This is a genomic window from Pantoea sp. GbtcB22 (assembly GCF_019091025.1).
Classification (GTDB): Bacteria; Pseudomonadota; Gammaproteobacteria; order Enterobacterales; family Enterobacteriaceae; genus Pantoea; species Pantoea leporis.
The window spans coordinates 195,933-217,738 of sequence record NZ_JAGXKB010000007.1 but is presented as its reverse complement, the minus strand read 5'-3'; the positions used below and the strand labels follow the sequence as shown (position 1 = coordinate 217,738).

18 protein-coding genes are annotated in these 21,806 nt (G+C 55.5%); 15 read left to right on the top strand and 3 right to left on the bottom strand.

The annotated features are described in order from the left end of the window. Positions 1-131: 131 nt before the first annotated feature. On the bottom strand, positions 132-1,271 hold the full coding sequence (gene queG, locus KVT28_RS19950; RefSeq protein WP_217549771.1) for a tRNA epoxyqueuosine(34) reductase QueG: 1,140 nt from the start codon (positions 1,269-1,271) through the stop codon (positions 132-134). On the opposite strand from queG, the gene nnr reads away from it, so the two are divergent. From nnr to KVT28_RS19875, 15 genes are all read left to right on the top strand, one after another. Then, positions 1,270-2,787 carry a bifunctional ADP-dependent NAD(P)H-hydrate dehydratase/NAD(P)H-hydrate epimerase gene (nnr, locus tag KVT28_RS19945; protein ID WP_101762858.1) on the top strand — a complete coding sequence of 506 codons (1,518 nt, stop codon included), beginning with the start codon at positions 1,270-1,272 and terminating at the stop codon, positions 2,785-2,787. The genes queG and nnr overlap by 2 nt on opposite strands. A 3-nt stretch (positions 2,788-2,790) precedes the next feature. Further along, positions 2,791-3,267, top strand: coding sequence for a tRNA (adenosine(37)-N6)-threonylcarbamoyltransferase complex ATPase subunit type 1 TsaE (tsaE, locus tag KVT28_RS19940; protein ID WP_101762859.1), 477 nt, complete (start codon positions 2,791-2,793; stop codon positions 3,265-3,267). After that, complete coding sequence (amiB, locus tag KVT28_RS19935) at positions 3,264-4,922, top strand: N-acetylmuramoyl-L-alanine amidase AmiB (RefSeq protein WP_192236119.1); 1,659 nt, start codon at positions 3,264-3,266, stop codon at positions 4,920-4,922. The genes tsaE and amiB overlap by 4 nt, the downstream gene beginning before the upstream one ends. Before the next feature lie 43 nt (positions 4,923-4,965). Further along, positions 4,966-6,819, top strand: a complete 1,854-nt coding sequence (gene mutL / locus KVT28_RS19930) for a DNA mismatch repair endonuclease MutL (protein WP_217549769.1) — start codon at positions 4,966-4,968, stop codon at positions 6,817-6,819. Beyond that, the gene (miaA, locus tag KVT28_RS19925; protein ID WP_101762862.1) at positions 6,812-7,753 is read left to right on the top strand and encodes a tRNA (adenosine(37)-N6)-dimethylallyltransferase MiaA; all 942 of its coding nucleotides are present in this window, start codon (positions 6,812-6,814) and stop codon (positions 7,751-7,753) included. The genes mutL and miaA overlap by 8 nt, the downstream gene beginning before the upstream one ends. A gap of 110 nt (positions 7,754-7,863) precedes the next feature. Continuing rightward, positions 7,864-8,181, top strand: coding sequence for an RNA chaperone Hfq (hfq, locus tag KVT28_RS19920; RefSeq protein WP_101762863.1), 318 nt, complete (start codon positions 7,864-7,866; stop codon positions 8,179-8,181). Positions 8,182-8,261: 80 nt separating this feature from the next. Further along, positions 8,262-9,542, top strand: a complete 1,281-nt coding sequence (gene hflX, locus KVT28_RS19915) for a ribosome rescue GTPase HflX (protein ID WP_007892011.1) — start codon at positions 8,262-8,264, stop codon at positions 9,540-9,542. A 227-nt stretch (positions 9,543-9,769) separates the two neighbouring features. Next, positions 9,770-11,005 carry an FtsH protease activity modulator HflK gene (gene hflK / locus KVT28_RS19910; protein WP_101762864.1) on the top strand — a complete coding sequence of 412 codons (1,236 nt, stop codon included), beginning with the start codon at positions 9,770-9,772 and terminating at the stop codon, positions 11,003-11,005. A gap of 3 nt (positions 11,006-11,008) precedes the next feature. Beyond that, positions 11,009-12,013 (top strand): protease modulator HflC, encoded by a 1,005-nt coding sequence (gene hflC, locus KVT28_RS19905; protein ID WP_101762865.1) that lies wholly within the window; start codon positions 11,009-11,011, stop codon positions 12,011-12,013. Positions 12,014-12,070: 57 nt separating this feature from the next. After that, positions 12,071-12,268: a DUF2065 family protein gene (locus KVT28_RS19900; protein ID WP_101762866.1), complete on the top strand. Its 198-nt coding sequence runs from the start codon at positions 12,071-12,073 to the stop codon at positions 12,266-12,268. A 180-nt stretch (positions 12,269-12,448) separates the two neighbouring features. Next, positions 12,449-13,747: an adenylosuccinate synthase gene (locus KVT28_RS19895; RefSeq protein WP_008103611.1), complete on the top strand. Its 1,299-nt coding sequence runs from the start codon at positions 12,449-12,451 to the stop codon at positions 13,745-13,747. 191 nt (positions 13,748-13,938) lie between these two features. Next, positions 13,939-14,382 carry a nitric oxide-sensing transcriptional repressor NsrR gene (gene nsrR, locus KVT28_RS19890; RefSeq protein ID WP_008103609.1) on the top strand — a complete coding sequence of 148 codons (444 nt, stop codon included), beginning with the start codon at positions 13,939-13,941 and terminating at the stop codon, positions 14,380-14,382. A 16-nt stretch (positions 14,383-14,398) separates the two neighbouring features. Then, positions 14,399-16,849 (top strand): ribonuclease R, encoded by a 2,451-nt coding sequence (gene rnr, locus KVT28_RS19885; RefSeq protein WP_192236125.1) that lies wholly within the window; start codon positions 14,399-14,401, stop codon positions 16,847-16,849. 108 nt (positions 16,850-16,957) lie between these two features. Next, positions 16,958-17,692, top strand: a complete 735-nt coding sequence (gene rlmB, locus KVT28_RS19880; RefSeq protein WP_137386606.1) for a 23S rRNA (guanosine(2251)-2'-O)-methyltransferase RlmB — start codon at positions 16,958-16,960, stop codon at positions 17,690-17,692. Positions 17,693-17,775: 83 nt separating this feature from the next. Then, positions 17,776-19,404: an isovaleryl-CoA dehydrogenase gene (locus KVT28_RS19875; RefSeq protein ID WP_217549767.1), complete on the top strand. Its 1,629-nt coding sequence runs from the start codon at positions 17,776-17,778 to the stop codon at positions 19,402-19,404. On the opposite strand, the gene bsmA is transcribed toward KVT28_RS19875, so the two are convergent. Then, positions 19,378-19,704: a biofilm peroxide resistance protein BsmA gene (gene bsmA, locus KVT28_RS19870; protein ID WP_101762870.1), complete on the bottom strand. Its 327-nt coding sequence runs from the start codon at positions 19,702-19,704 to the stop codon at positions 19,378-19,380. The two genes, KVT28_RS19875 and bsmA, sit on opposite strands and share 27 nt — an antisense overlap. A gap of 54 nt (positions 19,705-19,758) precedes the next feature. Continuing rightward, positions 19,759-21,690: a methyl-accepting chemotaxis protein gene (locus KVT28_RS19865; protein WP_217549765.1), complete on the bottom strand. Its 1,932-nt coding sequence runs from the start codon at positions 21,688-21,690 to the stop codon at positions 19,759-19,761. Positions 21,691-21,806 lie beyond the last annotated feature (116 nt).

Here is a 21,806-nt window from a genome sequence, read left to right as displayed (position 1 = left end):
TTGTAAGTAGTTATAACTATTTCAGACTGTGATCTTGCCCTTAAGACGAAATTACGATCTCCGTCACGATTAAGTGGGATAATTTTATTCACAGCATGTGGAAAAGCGTTTTATCCTGTGCGGCTGCTCAATCACGCATCACGTTGCAGGCCTTTTTCGACCGCGCGCACCAGCCGCTGTTTCTTCGCTGGCTGCACTTCTATCGCTTGCGCCGCGCGTTTCTGCAACTGCTGTGCAATCGCCCATTCAATATGCTCATCAAGCAGGGGATGTTCGCCGCTGCGCAATGCTAATGCCGCCATATTTTCTTCTGCCCAGGGCGCATTGCCCAATGCCACCGCAATATTTCGCAACCAGCGCAAATGCCCAATACGCCGAATCGCTGAACCTTCGGTGATACGCAGAAATTTGGCTTCATCCCATTTGAACAGATCGGTGAGCGGCGGCGCATGCAGCACCGCGCGCGGCGAGAAATCATCTTCATCGGTTAACTGGCCGTAACGATTCCACGGGCAGATCAGCTGGCAATCATCGCAGCCATAAATTCGATTACCAATCAGCGGACGGAACTCTTCAGGAATTGCGCCTTCCAACTCGATGGTGAGATAGGAGATGCAGCGACGCGCATCGACCACGTAAGGTTCGACGATAGCGGAAGTGGGGCAGATAGTGATACAGGCGACACAGCGTCCACACTGCTCTTCCTGGGGCTGATCGACCGGTAACGGCAGATCAATCAGCAGTTCGCCGAGGAAGAACCACGAACCCGCTTCACGGTTGAGGATCAGCGAATGTTTGCCGGTCCAGCCTAAACCGGCTTTAGCGGCAATCGGGCGTTCCAGAATCGGTGCGGAATCGACGAACGGACGAAAATTGCGTTCGCCACAGTGCGCCTGAATCATTTCTCCGAGCTTTTTCAGTCGATTGCGCAATACTTTGTGATAGTCGCGGCCCAGCGCATAGCGGCTTACATAGCCCAGCTGCGGATTTTTTAAGGTGCTGGCAAAGGCGGCTTTAGCTGGAAGGTAATTCATGCGTACGCTAATCACGCGCAGCGTGCCAGGCAGCAGCTCATGCGGCCGCGCACGCATCATGCCGTGGCGCGCCATCCAATCCATCTCGCCATGATATTGCTTATCCAGCCACGCCTGCAGTTTGGGCTCTTCGGCGCTCAGATCGGTATCGCAAATACCGACCTGTTGGAAGCCGAGGTCGCGTCCCCACTGTTTAATTTGTTCAGCGAGCTGTTGAAGATCGAGAGGATATGACATGAGAAACCAGGCAATTGAAGCAAACGCGCGCAGTTTAACACACTCTGTCTGGCCTGCGCAGGCGATGGCGCAACTGGAACGCGATGCCGCCGATAGCCTGGGCTTAACGCTGTTTGAGCTGATGCAACGTGCTGGCCAAGCCAGCTATGAATTAGGCTGCCAGCTGTGGCCGCAGGCGCAGCATTGGTTGATCCTGTGCGGGCACGGCAACAATGGCGGCGATGGTTATGTGGTGGCGCGACTGGCGCAGGCAGCAGGATTGAACGTGACGCTGCTGGCGTGCGCAGGCAGCAAAGCCTTGCCAGAAGAGGCGCAGCAGGCGCAAGACGCATGGCTGGCGGCGGGCGGTGTGATTCATGCGGCGGATGCGCCCTGGCCGGAGCAGGTTGAGGTGATCGTCGATGCGCTGCTCGGCACCGGCCTGAATCGCGCGCCCGCCGATCCTTACGATCGCCTGATCACACTCATCAACGCGCATGCCGCACCGGTGCTGGCGATCGATATTCCCTCTGGTTTGCTGGCGGCTAATGGCACGGCGCCGGGCAAAACGGTCATCGCCGATCACACGTTGAGCATGATTACGCTGAAACCCGGCCAACTGACCGGCAAGGCGCGCGATTACGTTGGCGTTCTGCACAACCATGAGTTGGGCTTGTCGGCATATCTTGCCGCTGAGCAGGCACCGATTTCACGCTATGACGCCGGGGATTTAACGTGCTGGCTGAAACCACGTCGCGCTACCTCTCATAAAGGTGATCAGGGGCGGCTATTGGTGGTCGGCGGCGACAGCGGCACGGCGGGCGCGATTCGCATGACCGGTGAAGCCGCCCTGCGAACCGGCGCCGGACTTGTGCGCGTGCTGACACATGAAGATAATATTGGTCCGATTCTCACCGCGCGACCGGAGTTAATGGTTGATGCGCTGAGCGATGAACGGCTGGATCAGGCGCTGGAGTGGGCGGATGTGATCGCCGTTGGACCGGGGCTCGGCCAGCGCGATTGGGCTCAGAAGGCACTGAAAAAGATCGCGGTCAGTGAAAAGCCGATGCTTTGGGATGCGGATGCGCTTAACCTGCTGGCAATCAAGCAGGATAACCGTCAGAATCGCATCATTACGCCGCATCCCGGCGAAGCTGCGCGCTTGCTAGGGGTGAAAACCAGCGAGATTGAGAGTGACCGCTTACACGCTGCGCGCGCCTTGGCGAAACGCTACGGCGGCGTGGTGGTTCTGAAAGGCGCGGGCACGGTGATTGCCAGCGCGGCGGGTGACATCGCCATTGCCGATGTGGGCAACGCGGGCATGGCGTCTGGCGGCATGGGCGATGTGCTGAGCGGGATTATTGCCGCTCTGCTCGGCCAGAAACTGACATTACTTGATGCAGCCTGCGCAGGCTGTGTCGCGCATGGGGCAACAGCCGATGCCGTCGCGCATCAGCGCGGTACTCGCGGCATGTTAGCCACTGATTTATTCGAGCTGCTGTGGCAGTTTGTTAATCCAGAGATGATCCAACAATAAAGCATGAAGACCTGTGTTATCCCTTTGCCCGATGAGGCGGCAACCCTGAATCTGGGTGCGCAATTGGCGCGCGTCTGCAACAGCGCGCTGGTGATCTATCTTTATGGCGATTTGGGTGCCGGTAAGACCACCTTTAGCCGTGGTTTTCTGCAGGCGCTCGGCCATCAAGGCAATGTAAAAAGCCCAACGTATACGCTGGTCGAGCCCTACGAGCTCGGCTCTCGCACGCTGTACCATTTCGATCTCTATCGTCTTGCCGATCCCGAAGAGCTAGAGTTCATGGGCATCCGCGACTATTTCGCCGGCGATGCGCTCTGTCTGGTGGAGTGGCCGCAGAGGGGCACCGGCGTGCTGCCTGAGCCCGATTTAGCGCTGACGTTGCGCTACGTGGATGCGGCGCGTGAAGCCGAAATAAGCGCGGTTTCCGCCACGGGCGAAGCGCTGTTAACCCAATTCCAGCAAGGCAGGGATCCGGCATGATGTCACGGATGAAAATCATTGTACTGGGCTTGCTGTGCCTGTTTTCTGCCTCGGCGTTGTCTGCCACGTTATCGGATATCAAAGTCGAAAATGGCGATAGCCAGGCCACCGTCACGCTGAGCTTTAACGGTCAGCCCGTATATGGCTTTTTTCCGCTGCACAATCCCAATCGTGTGGTGCTGGATATTCGTCAAAGCGGCGCGATTAAAGGTTTGCCGCTCAATTTTAGTGGCGAAAATATTGTGCAGCGCATTCGCCATAGCCAGCCGAAGGATAAGCAAAGCCTGCGTTTGGTGTTCGAACTGACGCAGCCCGCGCAGACGCGCGCCAGCACGCAGCGCGATGGCAATAATTATCGCGTGGTGTTCACCATTCGTGGGACGCAGCCAGCGAAGCGCCCGGCCGCAGCCGCGCCTGTTACCACCGCGCGTGAAAGCCAGCCGAGCAGCAGCAGCCAGGGCAATCCGTTCAACGCCAATCAGGTGACAGCGGTGACCAGCAGCAATACCACCGTGCGTCCCGGCAACTCGGTTAGTCGCAACGATGTGGTAATTGTGGCGATTGATGCCGGGCACGGCGGTCAGGATCCCGGCGCATCCGGCCAGCACGGTTTGCACGAGAAAAATGTCACCATCTCAATTGCGCGTAAGTTGAAAGCGCTGATGGATCAGGATCCGATGTTCAAACCGGTGCTGACGCGTAACGGCGACTATTTCATCTCGGTAATGGGCCGCTCAGAAGTGGCGCGTAAAGAGAACGCGAACCTGCTGGTATCCATTCACGCCGACGCCGCGCCAAATCACTCAGCCACCGGCGCATCGGTTTGGGTGCTGTCTAACCGCCGCGCCAATAACGAAATGGCGAACTGGCTGGAACAGAAAGAAAAACAATCTGAGCTGCTGGGCGGCGCAGGGGATCTGCTGGCGAACAGCCAGGCCGATCCCTATCTTAGCCAGGCAGTGCTGGATTTGCAGTTTGGTCATTCACAGCGTGTAGGTTATGACGTCGCCGTCAAAGTCCTGCAGCAGTTGCGCGGTATTACGCCGCTGCATAAGCGTCTGCCGGAACATGCCAGCCTTGGCGTTTTACGTTCCCCGGATATTCCCTCTTTACTGGTCGAAACCGGCTTTATTAGTAATGCCGCGGAGGAGCGGCTGCTTGGCAGCAGCGCGTATCAGGAGAAGATTGCTCAGTCGATTTATAAAGGCCTGCGCAATTATTTCCTTACGCATCCGCTGCAATCGATCCCAAAGGAGGAAAACCGGCCGCTGGACAGCGCACCAGCGGTTAGCGTCGCCAGCAACCCGGCGACCGGTACGGTGCAATATACCGGCGCAACGCAGCGTCATACCGTCACGCGTGGCGAAACGCTGTCGGGCATCGCGGCAAAATATGGCGTGAGCATGGCGACGTTACGTGAGATGAATAGCCTGAAGCGCGATGTGGTTTGGGTGGGACAGCGCCTGAAGGTGCCCGCGAAATCCAGCGTCAGCGTGGCGGCGAGTCGTCCAACCCGGCATAAAGTGGTGCGCGGTGATTCCCTCACGGCGATTGCCGCGCACTATGGCGTGAGCTCAAAAGCCATCATGCAGGCGAATAATATGAAGTCGAGCAATGTGATGCTGGGGCAAAACTTAAAAATTCCGCAATCCTGATTGTTGGCTCCACGTGAGCCAACCAGCCAGAAGGATCACCACCATGCCAATACAGATTTTACCGCCGCAGCTGGCGAACCAGATTGCCGCAGGCGAAGTGGTTGAGCGCCCGGCGTCGGTCGTAAAAGAGCTGGTGGAAAACAGCCTTGATGCCGGTGCCACGCGCATTGATGTCGATATTGAGAAAGGTGGCGCGAAGCTCATCCGCATTCGCGACAACGGCTGCGGCATCGCCAAAGCCGAGCTTGCAATGGCATTGGCGCGGCATGCGACCAGCAAAATTGCTTCGCTTGATGACCTTGAGGCGATCATGAGCCTCGGCTTTCGTGGCGAAGCGCTCGCTAGTATCAGTTCCGTTTCTCGTTTAACGCTGACTTCACGCACCGCCGACCAAAGCGAAGCCTGGCAAGCCTACGCGGAAGGGCGCGACATGGATGTGACGGTGAAACCGGCTGCGCATCCGGTAGGTACCTCGCTGGAAGTGCTCGACCTGTTCTATAACACGCCCGCTCGCCGCAAATTCATGCGCACTGAAAAGACCGAGTTTACCCATATCGATGAGGTGATTCGTCGTATTGCGCTGGCACGCTTTGACGTCGCTATTTCGCTTAGCCACAACGGTAAGTTAATGCGTCAGTATCGCGCGGTCAGTGAAGATGCGCAGCGGGAGCGGCGTTTAGGGGCCATTTGCGGCACCACGTTTATGCAGCACGCTTTACGCATTGAGTGGCAGCACGATGATTTAGCGCTGCGCGGTTGGGTCGCCGATCCTCACGGTTCGCGCCAGGTTACCGATCTGCAATATTGCTACGTCAACGGACGCATGATGCGCGACAAGCTCATCAATCACGCGATTCGTCAGGCTTATCAAACGCAGCTTGGTGACGATCAGCAGCCAGCTTACGTGCTCTATCTGGAGATCGACCCGCATCAGGTGGATGTCAACGTCCATCCGGCTAAGCACGAGGTGCGTTTTCATCAGTCGCGTCTGGTACATGATTTTATCTGGCAAGGCGTGATGAGTGCGCTGCAAGCCAGACGCGCGCCGGAATTGCCCATCGCCCACGCCGAAGAACCTGCGCCGAAGTGGCAGCCAGAAAACCGTCAGGCGGCAGGCGCGAACCACTTTACACAACCCAGCAACACGCCACGCAGCGGCGGCGCTTCTGCGGCCGCGAGTGCGAACTGGCAGAACAAAGAGCCGGTTTACAGTGCGCGTGAGGGTAATGCCTATAAGCAGTTGATGAAAACGCCGATGGTAGAAACGCCGCGCGCGGCGCCAGTTCCTGCCGTGGCTCCGGTGCGTTTGCCGGAAAAGCATGAAGCGCCGCTGGCCGCTCATGCGCAAAGTTTCGGCCGCGTGTTAAGCGTTTTGAAGGATCGTTATGCGCTGCTGGAACGTGGTAGCGCATTGCAATTGTTATCGCTGGCCGTGGCGGCGCGCTGGCTAAAACAGGCCCAGCTTGAACCAGGGGAAGAGGGTTTAAAACCGCAGCCGCTCCTGATCCCGGTGCGCCTGAAAATTGCTGCGCCCGAGCTGGCCGCCATAGCCGATCATGCCGCGCTGCTGAGCCAGATGGGCATTGATTTACAACGAGAAGGGCAACACGTGACGTTGCGCGCGGTGCCTTTACCGTTACGAACACAAAATTTACAAATCTTGATTCCAGAACTGTTAGGCTACCTGGCCCGGCAGCAAGAGGTTTCTGCATCCACGTTGGCCCAATGGCTGGCGCGTCGAGATGATGCAGAAGACGCTCACTGGAATCACTCGCAGGCGATTGCACTGCTGGCAGAGCTGGAAAGGCTTTGTCCGCAACTGCTGAAGTCGCCGCCTTCAGGTCTGTTACAGACCATTGAGATTGAGAGCGCGCTAAACGCGTTGAAGCATGAGTGAACTAAACCAGGCTAGCCGGCCAAAGGCAATTTTTTTGATGGGGCCTACCGCCTCCGGTAAGACGGCATTAGCGATTTCGCTGCGTCAGCAACTTCCGGTGGAACTTATTAGCGTTGACTCTGCCTTAATCTATCGCGGGATGGATATTGGCACGGCGAAACCGTCGGCAGAAGAGTTAGCACTGGCGCCCCATCGTTTGCTGGACATTCGCGATCCGGCGGAAGCGTATTCCGCCGCAGAATTTCGTCGCGATGCGTTGGCAGAAATGACGGATATCACCCGGAAGGGGAAGATTCCGTTGCTTGTTGGTGGAACCATGCTCTACTTCAAGGCATTACTTGAAGGATTGTCGCCGTTGCCCTCGGCCGATCCCGAGGTGCGTCAGCGAATAGAGCAAATGGCGGCGGAGAAAGGGTGGGAAGCCTTGCACCGTCAGCTGTGTGAAATCGATCCGGTCGCCGGTAGTCGTATTCATCCGAATGATCCGCAGAGACTTTCGCGAGCACTGGAAGTTTTTTTTATTTCGGGTAAAACTTTAACGGAACTGACAAAAACCTCCGGCGAAGCGTTACCCTACGACGTGTACCAGTTTGCTATCGCACCTGCGAGTCGTGAACTGATACATCAACGCATTGCGTTGCGTTACGACCAGATGCTAGCGTCAGGATTTGAAGCGGAGGCTCGTGCACTGTTTGCGCGAGGTGATTTGCATACGGACATGCCTTCCATTCGTTGTGTTGGTTATCGCCAGATGTGGTCTTATTTGTCAGGTGAAATCGATTACGACGAAATGGTTTATCGGGGAATTTGCGCCACTCGGCAGCTCGCTAAACGCCAGATGACCTGGTTACGTGGCTGGCCTGAAGTACACTGGTTAAACAGTGATGAGCCAGAGTTAGCGCGTAATGCGGTGCTTAAGGTAGTTAGTGCGTAGCAGGGATGATTGTGTACAATTGGTCCGTTATCGTGCGCAAATTTTTACGCAGTTTTTCTGAACCACGGTTCTTAAAGCAACAAACAACAAGCATATAAGGAAAAGATAGAATGGCTAAGGGGCAATCTTTACAAGACCCGTTTTTGAACGCATTGCGTCGTGAACGTGTACCGGTTTCGATCTATTTGGTGAATGGTATTAAGCTGCAAGGGCAAATTGAATCCTTTGATCAGTTCGTCATTCTGTTAAAAAACACGGTCAGCCAGATGGTGTATAAACACGCCATCTCTACAGTGGTTCCTTCTCGTCCAGTGTCGCACCATAGCAATAACGCGGGCGGCAGCGGTGGTAGCAGCAACTATCATCACAGCGGAAGCAATCAAAGCGCTCAGTCGCAGCCACAACAAGACGGCGATAACGCAGAATAATTTTGCGCTGCCGTAAAGCCAGGGCTGGAGAACGAGCACGTTTTCCTGTCCTGGTTATTTTATTTTAGCGAGGTTATAGCTTGTTTGACCGTTATGATGCCGGTGAGCAGGCCGTACTGGTACACATCTGGTTCTCCCAAGACAAAGAGCTGGAAGATTTGCAGGAGTTTGAAACTCTTGTCTCTTCTGCGGGCGTTGAAGCGCTGCAAGTCATTACGGGCAGCCGTAAAGCGCCACATCCCAAATATTTTGTCGGTGAAGGAAAGGCAGTTGAAATTGCCGATGCGGTAAAAGCGAGTGGAGCATCGGTCGTTTTATTCGATCATGCCTTAACTCCTGCTCAGGAACGTAATCTTGAACGGCTGTGCGAATGTCGCGTAATCGATCGCACCGGCTTAATTCTCGATATATTCGCCCAGCGCGCCCGCACCCATGAGGGTAAATTGCAGGTCGAGCTGGCACAACTACGCCATTTAGCAACCCGTTTGGTTCGCGGATGGACACACCTTGAACGCCAGAAAGGCGGTATCGGTTTACGTGGTCCGGGTGAAACTCAGCTGGAAACGGACCGACGCTTGCTGCGTGGCCGTATCAGTCAGATTCTCTCCCGTCTTGAACGCGTCGAAAAACAGCGCGATCAGGGCAGACAAGCGCGTGCCAAAGCTGACGTGCCAACCGTTTCGCTGGTGGGTTACACCAACGCCGGTAAATCCACCCTGTTCAACGCGATTACCTCTGCGGATGTGTACGTAGCGGATCAACTGTTCGCGACACTTGATCCAACATTGCGCCGTCTGAATGTGGCGGATGTGGGTGAAGTGGTTTTAGCAGACACCGTTGGTTTTATCCGTCATTTGCCGCACGACTTAGTCGCGGCGTTTAAAGCCACGCTGCAGGAAACGCGTCAGGCGACATTGCTGCTGCATGTGATTGACGCTGCCGATTTGCGCGTGAATGACAACATTGATGCGGTAAATGAAGTTCTGGAAGAGATTGAAGCTGACGAAATTCCGGCGCTGTTGATCATGAACAAAATCGATATGCTGGAGGACTTTGTGCCGCGTATCGATCGCAACGAAGAGAACCAGCCGATTCGTGTGTGGTTATCTGCACAGAGCGGCGTGGGTCTGCCGTTGCTGTGGCAGGCGCTCTCTGAGCGTTTAGCCGGTGAAATCGCGCAGTACGATTTACGTCTGCCGCCGGAAGCGGGCCGTTTGCGCAGTCGTTTTTATCAGTTGCATGCTATAGAAAAAGAATGGAATGAAGATGATGGCTGTGTGAGTTTGCACGTGCGTATGCCGATAGTTGATTGGCGTCGTCTGTGTAAACAAGAGCCGTCGCTAGCCAGTTATATTGTTTGAAATTGCCCAAACGCCTTTACTCAATATCTTTTAGATTGTCGTCATTATCGTTGCAGGCCGTATGTGCAGGATTTACCCGAATATTTCGGATTCCAGCAAGGCGGCAACTGAGTGAATCCCCAGGAGCTTACATCAGTAAGTGACTGGGGTGAACGAAGGCAGCCAACGAAGCTGCAATCCGAAAGATGAAGGGTAAAAAACGTAAATACAATAAATGGAGTAGAAACATGGCGTGGAATCAGCCCGGAAATAACGGACAGGACCGCGACCCGTGGGGAAGCAGCAATAATCAAGGCGGCAACTCTGGGGGAAATAAAGGAGGTCGCGATCAGGGACCACCTGATCTGGATGATATCTTCCGAAAGTTGAGTAAAAAACTCGGCGGACTGGGCGGTGGCAAACAGAATGACAATGGCCAGCGCAGCGGCGGTAGCGGTGGCAAAGTGGTTGGCATTGTTGCCGTAGCGGCAGTCGTTATCTGGGCGGCTAGCGGTTTCTACACCATCAAAGAAGCGGAACGTGGCGTCGTCACACGCTTTGGCAAATTTAGCCATCTGGTTGAGCCAGGCCTCAACTGGAAACCGACTTTCGTCGATCAGGTTCGCGCCGTAAACGTAGAAGCCGTACGTGAACTGGCCGCGTCTGGCGTGATGTTGACGTCGGATGAAAACGTAGTGCGCGTTGAGATGAACGTGCAGTATCGCGTGACGGATCCTGAGCGTTATCTGTATGCCGTGACCAGCGCCGACGACAGCCTGCGTCAGGCCACCGACAGCGCCTTGCGTGGCGTGATTGGTCGCTCAACCATGGACCGCATCCTGACGGAAGGTCGTACCGTGGTACGTAGCGAAACTCAGCGTGAGCTTGACGAAACTATCCGTCCGTACAATATGGGTATTACCCTGCTGGACGTAAACTTCCAGGCGGCGCGTCCACCAGAAGAAGTAAAAGCCGCGTTTGATGATGCGATTGCCGCGCGTGAAAACCGTGAACAGTATGTTCGTGAAGCTGAAGCTTATTCGAACGAAGTTCAGCCGCGTGCTAATGGTCAGGCGCAACGTATCCTCGAAGAGGGTCGTGCTTACAAAGAACGTACGGTGTTAGAAGCGCAGGGTGAAGTGGCGCGTTTTGCTCGCTTGCTGCCTGAATATAAAGCTGCACCAGAAATCACGAAAGAGCGTCTCTATATTGAAACCATGGAACGTGTGCTGAGTCATACCCGCAAGGTATTGATCAGCGATCGTGGTAATAATTTGACGGTCCTGCCATTGGATCAACTGATGCGCGGTGGTCAGGCATCTGGCCAGGGCGGTCAGAAAATGACGAATCTAATGAAGTCTCCTTCGTCGTCCGATAGTAATGCGAGCCGTGGAGATTCTTCATCTTACAGTCCAGACAGCATCATGGATCAGCGTCGCGCCAATGCGCTGCGCAACGATACCCAGCGCCAGGGGAGGGAGTAATCGATGCGTAAGCCAATCATCGCCGTAATTATTGTAGTGCTGGTGGTGCTTTACGCGTCACTGTTCGTGGTGCAGGAAGGCCAACGCGGCATCGTGCTGCGCTTTGGTAAGGTTCTGCGTGATGACGAAAACAAACCGCTGGTGTACGCACCGGGTCTGCATTTCAAAATTCCGTTTATCGAAACCATGAAATCACTGGATGCGCGCATTCAGACCATGGATAACCAGGCTGACCGCTTTGTTACCAAAGAGAAGAAAGACCTGATCGTTGATTCTTACATCAAGTGGCGCATCAGTGACTTCAGCCGTTACTACCTGGCAACCGGTGGTGGCGACGTTTCTCAGGCAGAAGTGCTGCTGAAACGTAAGTTCAGTGACCGTCTGCGTTCTGAAATGGGTCGTCTGGATGTGAAAGACATCGTGACTGATTCACGTGGCCGTTTAACCACCGACGTGCGTGATGCCCTGAACACCGGCAGCGCTGGCAATGATGATGACGTTCAGACGCCAGCAGCGGATGATGCGATTGCGAGTGCTGCAGCACGTGTAGAACGTGAAACCAACAGCAGTGAGCCGGCACCAAACCCGAACAGCATGGCTGCGTTAGGTATTGAAGTTGTCGACGTGCGCATCAAGCAGATCAACCTGCCGACTGAAGTGTCTGACGCGATCTACAACCGTATGCGCGCCGAGCGTGAAGCGGTAGCGCGTAGTCAGCGTTCACAAGGTCAGGAAGAGGCAGAGAAACTGCGTGCACAGGCCGATTATCAGGTTACGCGCACGCTGGCAGAAGCACAGCGTGAAGCGCTGATTTCGCGCGGTGAAGGTGATGGTGAAGCGGCAAAACTGTTTGCTGATGCCTTCAGCCAGGATCCGGATTTCTATGCCTTTATCCGCAGCCTGCGCGCCTATGAGAATAGCTTCTCAGACAACCAGGATGTGCTGGTGCTGAGCCCGGATAGCGATTTCTTCCGCTATATGAAAGCGCCCTCTAACGCCACGCGTTAAGAACTGATATAAAGTCCAGGCCGACAATGTTGTCGGCCTTTTTTTTGGGAAAAAATCATGAACTCAACCATCTGGATGGCGCTGGCTTTGGTTTTGGTGCTGGAAGGACTTGGACCGATGTTAATGCCACGCGTGTGGCGGCGGATGATTCTGGCGATGACGCAGTTGCCCGATCGTCTCTTACATCGTTTTGGTGGCGGTTTAGTGGTGGCCGGCGTGGTGATTTACGCCATGATCAGCATGCATGCGCGTTAATCAGCCTGAAATTATGTGAGGCCGCCCGACTCAATTGTGTCTGTTGGCCGCTGTTCCCCCAACATGTTGTGAGCTGAGCAAAACTCAGGCAAAAAACAGCGCAATCGTATGCTAAAAGTGCTGAAAGAGTAAAAGTCAGGTGGTAGAATCCATTTTTAAGCAATCGGTGATTTTGAAAAAATGGGTAAGAACGTCGTCGTACTGGGCACCCAATGGGGTGACGAGGGTAAAGGTAAGATCGTAGACCTTCTGACAGAGCGCGCGAATTACGTCGTGCGTTACCAAGGTGGCCATAATGCAGGCCACACACTTGTCATCAACGGTGAAAAAACCGTCCTCCACTTAATTCCATCTGGCATCCTGCGTGAAAACGTCACCAGCATCATTGGTAACGGCGTTGTCCTGTCGCCTGAAGCGCTGATGAAAGAGATGAAAGGTTTGGAAGAGCGCGGTGTGCCGGTACGTGAACGTCTGTTGATCTCTGAAGCCTGCCCATTGATTCTGCAGTACCACGTAGCAATGGATGTGGCGCGCGAAAAAGCGCGTGGCGCTAAAGCTATCGGCACCACCGGTCGCGGTATCGGTCCTGCCTATGAAGATAAAGTGGCACGTCGCGGTCTGCGCGTGAGCGATCTCTTCAACAAAGAAACCTTTGCGGTGAAGCTGAAAGAGATCGTCGATTTCTACAACTTCCAGCTGGTTAACTATTACAAAACCGACGCAGTTGACTACGAAAAAGTGCTGAGTGATACGCTGGCGGTGGCCGATATCATTACCAGCATGGTGGTTGATGTGTCCGATCTGCTGGACGGCGCGCGCAAGCGTGGCGACCTGATCATGTTTGAAGGTGCGCAGGGTACGCTGCTGGATATCGACCACGGTACCTATCCATACGTGACCTCCTCAAACACCACCGCAGGTGGCGTAGCGACGGGTTCAGGTATTGGTCCACGCTATGTTGATTACGTGCTGGGTATCGTGAAAGCCTACTCAACGCGCGTGGGTGCCGGTCCATTCCCGACCGAACTGTTCGATGAAACCGGTGAGTTCCTGTGTGCACAAGGTAACGAGTTCGGCGCGACCACCGGTCGTCGTCGTCGTACCGGCTGGCTGGATGCGGTTGCCGTTCGCCGTGCCGTACAGATCAACTCCCTGTCAGGTTTCTGCATGACCAAACTGGACGTGCTGGATGGCCTGAAAGAAGTGAAAATCTGTGTGGCTTATCGCATGCCAGATGGCCGCGAAATGACCACCACGCCGCTGGCAGCTGAAGGCTGGGAAGGCATTGAGCCGATTTACGAAACCATGCCAGGCTGGAGCGAGACCACATTCGGCGTCAAGACGCTGGAAGGTCTGCCGCAAGCTGCACGTGACTACATCAAACGTGTAGAAGAAGTGACCGGTGTGCCGATTGATATTATTTCTACCGGCCCAGACCGCAGTGAGACCATGATTCTGCGCGACCCGTTCGACGCATAATCTCCTCAGGCCGGACTCTGTCCGGCCTTTGTATTTCTAATCTTTGACTCCACTCACTCTATTTTTTCTTGCAAATATCGATACTTGCCGGAAAAAAACGCACCGGCCACCACGCTCTGGTTTATCATCATATTTAAACATCACGCCGACCGGCGCATAACCATAACGTTCGATGATTCACTGAGGTATATGTGCAGCTAACAAGTTTTACCGATTATGGTCTGCGTGCCTTGATTTACATGGCGACGTTACCGGAAGGTAAGCAGACCAACATTACCGAAGTCACCGATACCTACGGGGTGTCGCGTAACCATATGGTTAAAATCATCAATCAACTTAGCCGGGCTGGCTTTGTCGCCGCAACACGCGGTAAAAACGGCGGAATTCGTTTAGGCATGGACCCGGAAAAAATCGTCATTGGCGATGTGGTGCGAAGAATGGAGCCATTGCAGCTCGTGAACTGCGACGAGTGTGTGATCACGCCAGCCTGTCGTTTGCGTAAAGCATTGCACGATGCGGTCCAGCTATTCCTCAAGGAACTGGACAAGTATACGCTGGCCGATTTGGTCAAAGATAACGATTCGCTGTACCAACTTTTATTGTCCGAACCGCCGGTGGCAATCCAAATTAAATGACATCGGAGGAACCGTAATGTCAAAAGATCCTTATCAGGATAGAGAAGCTGAAAAATACGAAAACCCAATTCCAAGCCGCGAATTTATTCTGGCACTGCTGGAAAAACGCGAAAAGCCGACCAGCCGCGATGACATCGCGCAGGAATTGAATATCACCAGCGAAGAGCAGCTGGAAGCGCTGCGTCGTCGTCTGCGCGCCATGGAGCGCGATGGCCAGTTGGTGTTTACTCGCCGTCAATGTTACGCCCTGCCAGAACGTCTTGATCTGCTTCGCGGTAAAGTGATTGGCCATCGCGATGGCTATGGCTTCCTGCGCGTAGAAGGTCAGAAAGATGATTTCTATCTCTCTGCTGAGCAGATGAAATTCTGCCTGCACGGCGACGTGATTCTGGCGCAGCCAGGCAGCGCCGATCGTAAAGGTCGTCGTGAAGCGCGCGTGGTGCGCGTGCTTGAGCCACGTAACAGCCAGATCGTCGGCCGCTACTTTACCGATGCAGGTACCGGTTTTGTGGTGCCGGATGACAGCCGCCTGAGTTTCGACATCCTGATCCCGCAAGAAGAAACGCTTAACGCGCGTATGGGTTCAGTGGTGGTGGTTGAAATCACCCAACGTGCGACGCGTCGCACCAAAGCGATCGGTAAAGTGACCGAGCTGCTGGGTGACGATATGGGCACCAGCCTTGCGGTCGATATGGCGGTGCGCACCCATGAAATCCCGCACACATGGCCGGAAGAAGTTGAGAAGCAGATCGCTAAGCTGAAAGAAGAAGTACCGGAAGAAGCGAAGCTGGGACGTGTTGATTTACGTAAGTTGCCGCTGGTCACCATTGATGGTGAAGATGCGCGTGACTTTGATGATGCGGTTTTCTGCGAGAAGAAGCGCGGCGGTGGCTGGCGTTTATGGGTGGCCATTGCCGACGTCAGCTATTACGTACGTCCGGGCACGCCGCTGGACGATGAAGCGCATCAGCGCGGCACCTCGGTCTATTTCCCGTCGCAGGTTATCCCGATGCTGCCGGAGATTCTCTCCAACGGCTTGTGCTCGCTGAATCCGCAGGTTGATCGTTTGTGCATGGTGTGTGAGATGACCATCTCCTCCAGCGGCAAACTTACCGGTTTCAAACACTATGAAGCGGTGATGAATTCCCATGCGCGACTGACCTACAACAAAGTGTGGAACATTCTGCAAGGTGATGCCGATCTGCGTGAACAATACGCGGCTCAGGTTCCTCATCTGCACGAGTTGCACAACATGTATCAGGTGCTGGAAACCGCGCGCGAGCAGCGTGGCGGCATTTCGTTTGAGACCGATGAACCCAAGTTCATCTTCAACGCCGAGCGTCGCATTGAGCGCGTTGAGCGCACGTCACGCAATGATGCGCATAAGCTGATTGAAGAGTGTATGATTCTCGCCAATATCGCCTCAGCGCGTTTTGTTGAGAAAAATGAAGAGCCTGCGCTGTTCCGCGATCACGATCGTCCAAGCGAAGACAGCATCAAAAGCTTCCGTACCGTATTGAACGAGCTGGGCTTAAGCCTGCCGGGTGGCACTAAGCCACACCCGACCGATTATGCCGCCTTGCTGAAGCAAGTGGCCGATCGGCCAGACGCAGAAATGCTGCAAACCATGCTGCTGCGTTCGATGAAACAGGCGGTTTACGATCCTGAAAACCGGGGTCACTTCGGCCTGGCGCTGGCGTCGTACGCGCACTTCACCTCGCCGATTCGCCGCTACCCGGATTTGCTGCTGCATCGCGCCATCAAATATCTGCTGGCAAAAGAGCGCGGCGAAGTGGATGGCATCACCACGCCGACCGGCGGCTATCACTACGACATGCAGCAGATGCTGCAGCTGGGCCAGCACTGTTCACTGACCGAGCGCCGTGCTGATGAAGCCACGCGCGATGTTGCCGATTGGCTGAAGTGTGACTTCATGCAGGATCAGGTCGGCAACGTGTTCAACGGCGTGATCTCCAGTGTGACCGGCTTTGGTTTCTTCGTGCGTCTTAACGAACTGTTTATCGATGGTTTGGTGCACGTTTCCTCGCTGGATAACGACTATTATCGCTTCGATGCGGTGGGTCAGCGTCTGATTGGTGAATCCGGCGGCCGTACTTATCGTCTGGGCGATGCGGTGGAAGTGCGCGTTGAAGCCGTGCATATGGACGAGCGTAAAATCGACTTCGCGCTGATTTCCAGCAAGCGTGTACCGCGCGGCGAAGGCAAAACCGAACGTGAGCGTGAGAAACGCGGTGGCAAACCGCCAGCCAAGCGTCGTCGTGATGCCGGCAAGAAGGGCACTTTCGAACCTGATTCAGCGTTCCGCAGCGAGAAGAAAAAGCCTGCGGTTGCTGAAAAACCGGCTAAAACCGAGAAAAAAGGCAAAAAAGTCTCCGAGAAAACCCGTAAAATCGCCGCCGCCACCAAGTCTAAGCGCGCGTCGAAGAAGCAGCCTGACGAAGCCTGATAGTTTGGTCGCCTTGCAGGGCGACCTGACGAAACCGTTGTAGGGTGCGCATTCATGCGCACCTGAATCTCCGAATTCAACGATCTAAATCCAACCTTGAGCAAAGTAATGAGTGAAATAATTTTTGGTATTCATAGCGTGCAGGCGCTGCTGGAGCGTGATCCTCAGCGTTTTCAGGAAGTCTTTATCCTTAAAGGCCGCGACGATCGTCGCCTGCAGCCGCTGATCCTCGCACTGGAAGCTCAGGGAATCCCGGTGCAGGTGGCGAACCGTCAATGGCTCGATAGCCAGGTTGAAGGCGGCGTGCATCAGGGCATCGTGGCGCGCGTGAAGCCGGGCAAGCAGTATCAGGAAGGTGATTTACCGGATCTGCTGCAGAGCCTTGAGAAGCCGTTCCTGCTGGTGCTGGATGGCGTTACCGATCCGCATAATCTCGGTGCTTGCCTGCGCAGCGCGGATGCTGCGGGCGTGCATGCGGTCATCGTGCCAAAAGACCGCGCAGCACCGTTGAATGCCACCGCGAAGAAAGTGGCCAGCGGCGCAGCGGAAAACGTGCCGTTGATTCGCGTCACCAACCTGGCGCGTACCTTGCGCTTGCTGCAGGAATACAACATCTGGGTGGTGGGCACCGCAGGCGAAGCCGATCACACCGTTTACCAAAGCAAAATGACCGGCCCAATGGCGCTGGTGATGGGCGCGGAAGGTGAAGGCATGCGTCGTTTAACGCGTGAGCATTGCGATGAGCTGATCAGCATCCCAATGGCAGGCAGCGTCTCGTCACTCAACGTGTCAGTTGCCACCGGCGTGTGCTTGTTCGAAGCCGTTCGTCAGCGTCAGGCGTGATCCCCGCCGCAAAAAATTTTCCAGGCCAGGCATAACTGCACATCCTCTTCATACTTGAAAAATGAGTATGAGGAGGACGTTATATGATTTGGACCACTCACACCGTATTTAATCAGCCCCATCCACTCAGTAACAGCAATCTGTTCACGCGCGATATCGCCCTGTGCGAGGCCGTTGCACGCGAAGGTGCCAGCTGGGATCGCGAATGGCTGGCTTCCGTCGGCTTGCAACTTGGCAGCGCCGAATCCCTTGAACTAGGCCGCTTAGCTAACGTCGAAGCGCCTGAACTGCTGCGCTACAACGCGCGCGGTGAACGCCTCGACGAAGTGCGTTTTCATCCCGCCTGGCATCTGCTGATGCAGGGATTATGCGCCAGTCGGCTTCACAATCTCAGCTGGCAGCCCGACGTTCAGCCACAGGCGATGGTGGCGCGTGCCGCACGATTTATCCTGCATGCCCAAGTGGAAGCCGGCTCGCTCTGTCCGGTGACGATGACGCACGCCGCCATTCCGCTGCTACAGAATCATCTGCCTGAACCCTACGCGGACTGGCGCGAAGCGCTGCTCAGCGATCGTTACGATGCGCATCATCTGCCTGGCAACAAGAAACGCGGTCTGTTGATTGGCATGGGCATGACGGAAAAACAGGGCGGCACCGATGTGTTGAGCAACACCACACGCGCCGAAACGCTCGGCGTGCGCGGGGCGGGCGAAGCGTATCGCATCACCGGCCATAAATGGTTTTTCTCGGTCCCGCAAAGCGATGCGCATCTGATTCTGGCACAAACGTCACAGGGATTGAGTTGCTTCTTCCTGCCACGCTTGCTGCCGGACGGCACGCGCAACGCCATTCGCATCGAACGCCTTAAAGACAAGCTCGGCAATCGCTCCAACGCCAGCGCTGAAGTGGAATTTCAGGATGCTATCGGCTGGCTGATGGGCGAAGAGGGCGAAGGTGTACGGCTGATCCTCAAAATGGGCGGCATGACGCGCTTCGACTGCGCGCTGGGCAGTCACGGACAGATGCGCCGTGCGCTGTCGATTGCCGTGCATCATGCGCAGCAGCGTCAGGTGATGGGCAAGAACCTTATCGATCAACCGTTGATGCGCGCGGTGCTGGCGCAACAGGCACTACAGCTGGAAGGGCAAACCGCACTGCTGCTGCGGCTGGCGCGCGCCTGGTCAACACCGGCCAGCGAACATGAGCGCTTATACGCACGTCTGTTCACACCCGCCGCCAAATTTGTGATCTGCCAGGCGGGCATGCCTTTTGTGGCAGAAGCGATGGAAGTGTTGGGCGGCATTGGCTATTGCGAAGAGAGCGAGCTGCCGCGTCTTTATCGTGAGATGCCAGTGAATAGTATCTGGGAAGGCGCCGGCAATGTGATGTGCCTGGATGTCATGCGGGTGCTCGGTCGTCACGCCGAGGTGATGACCATGCTGCACGATGAGTTTGAGGCGGTGAAGGGCAGTAATCGTCACTTTGATCGCCGCTGGCGGCAATTACGCTTGCAGCTCGCGAACCCGCGTGAAGGGCAGGCGCGAGAAATCACGCGCGAGTTACTGCAGCTGGCAAGTGCCGCGATTCTGCTGAAAGTGGCAGAGCCGCCGCTGGCCGATGGCTGGTGTCAGCAGCAGCTTGATCTGCGCGGCACACGGGCATTAAGCGACGATCTCTGCGCGCGCTTACTGTTGCGCTGCAGCGCCGGTTGAAGGCGCGCCATACAGAATGGCAGTGGCGTACCAGAAGCTGGGAAGGGTGGTTTCATCCAGCATCAGAATTTGATAGTAAACCGCACCCGCCTGATTGGCTTTAGCGGCAATAGCGCGCTGCGCATCATCCGGCGATCCGCGTGTGGTGGCGGTGATAGTGCCGAGCTTTGGCAGACCAACACTTTGCGCGCGTGAAATCTCCTGCGCGTGCTGCGTGGGCGGCGGCGGAGCTTGTGGCGTGGTGGTGAAAGCGGCGCAGCCGCTGAGCAGCAGCATTAAGGCCAAATAGAGAGTACGCATAGCAACTCCTGAAGCAGGAAGATGGCTCAAGTGTAAGCCATCTTCCTGTGGCTTTTAGTCCTTCAGATGAAAAATGCTCACCAGCTGCGTCAGATGATGCCCTTTCTTACTCAGATGATTGGCGGTGGTTTCTGACTGGTTAATCATATCGCTGCTTTGATGCGTGGCCTGGCTGATGTGATTCATCGCCAGGTTCACCTGACCAATGCCCGCCGCCTGTTCCTGCGCGGCAATATTGATCTCACCCATCAGCGTTTTAACCTGCTCGATGTGATTGACGATATGGCTCATTGCATCGCGCGTCTGCTCAGATAACGTATGGCCGGCCGCCACTTTATCGATGGAGCTGGCAATCAACCCATCAATCTCTTTGGCTGCCGTAGCACTGCGCTGTGCCAGCGCGCGCACTTCCGCCGCGACCACGGCAAAGCCTTTACCGTGTTCACCGGCGCGAGCGGCTTCAACCGCGGCATTAAGCGCCAGAATGTTGGTCTGGAAGGCGATCGACTCAATCACATGGGTGATATCGGCGATGCTCTGCGACGCCACGCGAATCTCCGACATGGTTTCCACCGAACGTGCCACGGTGCTGCCGCCGTGATTCACGGTATTAGCCGCTTCACCGACCAGCGCCATCGCCTGCCGCACGTTGGCAGCGGTTTGTGCCACGGTGGCACCAAACTGCTCCATGCTGGCCGAGGTTTCCTCCACGCTGCTGGCCTGACGGCCAATCTGCTCGCTGATGCTGGAGCTGCTGGCGGCGATGGTATCGGTGCCGCTGCTGATTTCCCGCGCCGCCGAACGTACCTGACTAACGACTTTCTCCAGTCCATCGCCAATGCCGTTGATCGCGCTGACCAGCTGACCAATCTCATCACGACGTGAAGAGTCGAGATGTGCCTGTAGATTACCAGCGGCGTACTGTTCTGCCAGATGGATCACCTGCTGCAGCGGACGCGTGATGGCGCGGCGGCTGTACCACATAAAGCCAATGGCAAACGCGATCACCAGCGCCAGGCCAATCGCCATAAACAGGTTACGGCTGTGCGTGATTGGCGCCAGCAGGCTGGCACGGCTCACTTCTCCGGCGATGATCCAGTTCCAGCCCGGCAGCTGCTGCCACGCCAGCAGTTTGGTTTCGCCATCCAGTTCAATCGCCACTAATCCCCTCGGCTGGCTAAGCAATTGCTGCTGCGTGGCGTTATCCCAGCGCGGCAGTTTGCCTTCAGCGTGACGATCAAACAGATATTGGCCCTGGCTGCTGCCCGGCGTCCCATTCAACACCGAGAAGGTGCCGCTGTCACCAAGATGGCGCGCCAGCACTTTGTCACGCATCAGCGCGTACTGCGCGTCGATCTGTACCCCGACGAACAGAATAGCGATCACCGCGCCGCTGCTATCCTGCACCGGCTGATATTGCGTAATGTAACGATGGCCGAACAGCGTCGCCAGGCCGCGATAGACCGTGCCCTGATTGACGCTGCGCCAGGCGGCGCTGCTGCGATCCAGTTTGGTGCCCACCGCGCGGCTGCCATCCTCTTTTTTCAGCGAGGTGGCGATGCGGATGTAATCTTCGCCGTCACGCACGAAGATGGTGGATACCGCACCAGTACGATCGAGAAAATCATCTACCGCGATCTGATCGAGGTTGAGGGTTTTCAATCCCGCTCGCAGCGTTGGCGTGCTGAATTCACCTACCTGCACACGTTCGCTGTCGTCACGACTAAAACGTTTTGGCAGGAAGCTTTGGAACAGTTTGGTGTAATTTGCCACCTCTTCCGACAGCGTGGCGTTGAACATGGTGGCCATTTCATTAATGCCTTGCACCTGATTCTGCATATCGTCGGTTGCCAGCTGCTCCAGCTGACGTGCCGCGTTATGGCTCAGGGTCAAGGTCAGCGTAAATAGCACAATTGCCACGCTCAAAGACGTCAATACAGACAGCTTGATTCCGAGACCCATGGCGCTGAGAGAAAGACGCTTCATAAAGTACCTTTTGAGATTATTGAAGGGGTACAAGATCAACGGCAAAGTGGGCTAAATGTTTAGGGCAGAAATTATTCAAACTTAATGTGAAGTGGCTCGCATTTTGTCAGGCAGCG

Excerpts from the sequence above, each read along its gene's own strand:
- bsmA (WP_101762870.1), bottom strand. The coding sequence starts at position 19,704 with ATGCGTACTCTCTATTTGGCCTTAATGCTGCTGCTCAGCGGCTGCGCC.
- hflC (WP_101762865.1), top strand. The coding sequence starts at position 11,009 with ATGCGTAAGCCAATCATCGCCGTAATTATTGTAGTGCTGGTGGTGCTT.
- mutL (WP_217549769.1), top strand. The coding sequence starts at position 4,966 with ATGCCAATACAGATTTTACCGCCGCAGCTGGCGAACCAGATTGCCGCA.
- queG (WP_217549771.1), bottom strand. The coding sequence starts at position 1,271 with ATGTCATATCCTCTCGATCTTCAACAGCTCGCTGAACAAATTAAACAG.
- KVT28_RS19895 (WP_008103611.1), top strand. The coding sequence starts at position 12,449 with ATGGGTAAGAACGTCGTCGTACTGGGCACCCAATGGGGTGACGAGGGT.
- rlmB (WP_137386606.1), top strand. The coding sequence starts at position 16,958 with ATGAGTGAAATAATTTTTGGTATTCATAGCGTGCAGGCGCTGCTGGAG.
- amiB (WP_192236119.1), top strand. The coding sequence starts at position 3,264 with ATGATGTCACGGATGAAAATCATTGTACTGGGCTTGCTGTGCCTGTTT.
- tsaE (WP_101762859.1), top strand. The coding sequence starts at position 2,791 with ATGAAGACCTGTGTTATCCCTTTGCCCGATGAGGCGGCAACCCTGAAT.
- hfq (WP_101762863.1), top strand. The coding sequence starts at position 7,864 with ATGGCTAAGGGGCAATCTTTACAAGACCCGTTTTTGAACGCATTGCGT.
- rnr (WP_192236125.1), top strand. The coding sequence starts at position 14,399 with ATGTCAAAAGATCCTTATCAGGATAGAGAAGCTGAAAAATACGAAAAC.
- nnr (WP_101762858.1), top strand. The coding sequence starts at position 1,270 with ATGAGAAACCAGGCAATTGAAGCAAACGCGCGCAGTTTAACACACTCT.
- KVT28_RS19900 (WP_101762866.1), top strand. The coding sequence starts at position 12,071 with ATGAACTCAACCATCTGGATGGCGCTGGCTTTGGTTTTGGTGCTGGAA.
- KVT28_RS19875 (WP_217549767.1), top strand. The coding sequence starts at position 17,776 with ATGATTTGGACCACTCACACCGTATTTAATCAGCCCCATCCACTCAGT.
- KVT28_RS19865 (WP_217549765.1), bottom strand. The coding sequence starts at position 21,690 with ATGAAGCGTCTTTCTCTCAGCGCCATGGGTCTCGGAATCAAGCTGTCT.
- hflK (WP_101762864.1), top strand. The coding sequence starts at position 9,770 with ATGGCGTGGAATCAGCCCGGAAATAACGGACAGGACCGCGACCCGTGG.
- miaA (WP_101762862.1), top strand. The coding sequence starts at position 6,812 with ATGAGTGAACTAAACCAGGCTAGCCGGCCAAAGGCAATTTTTTTGATG.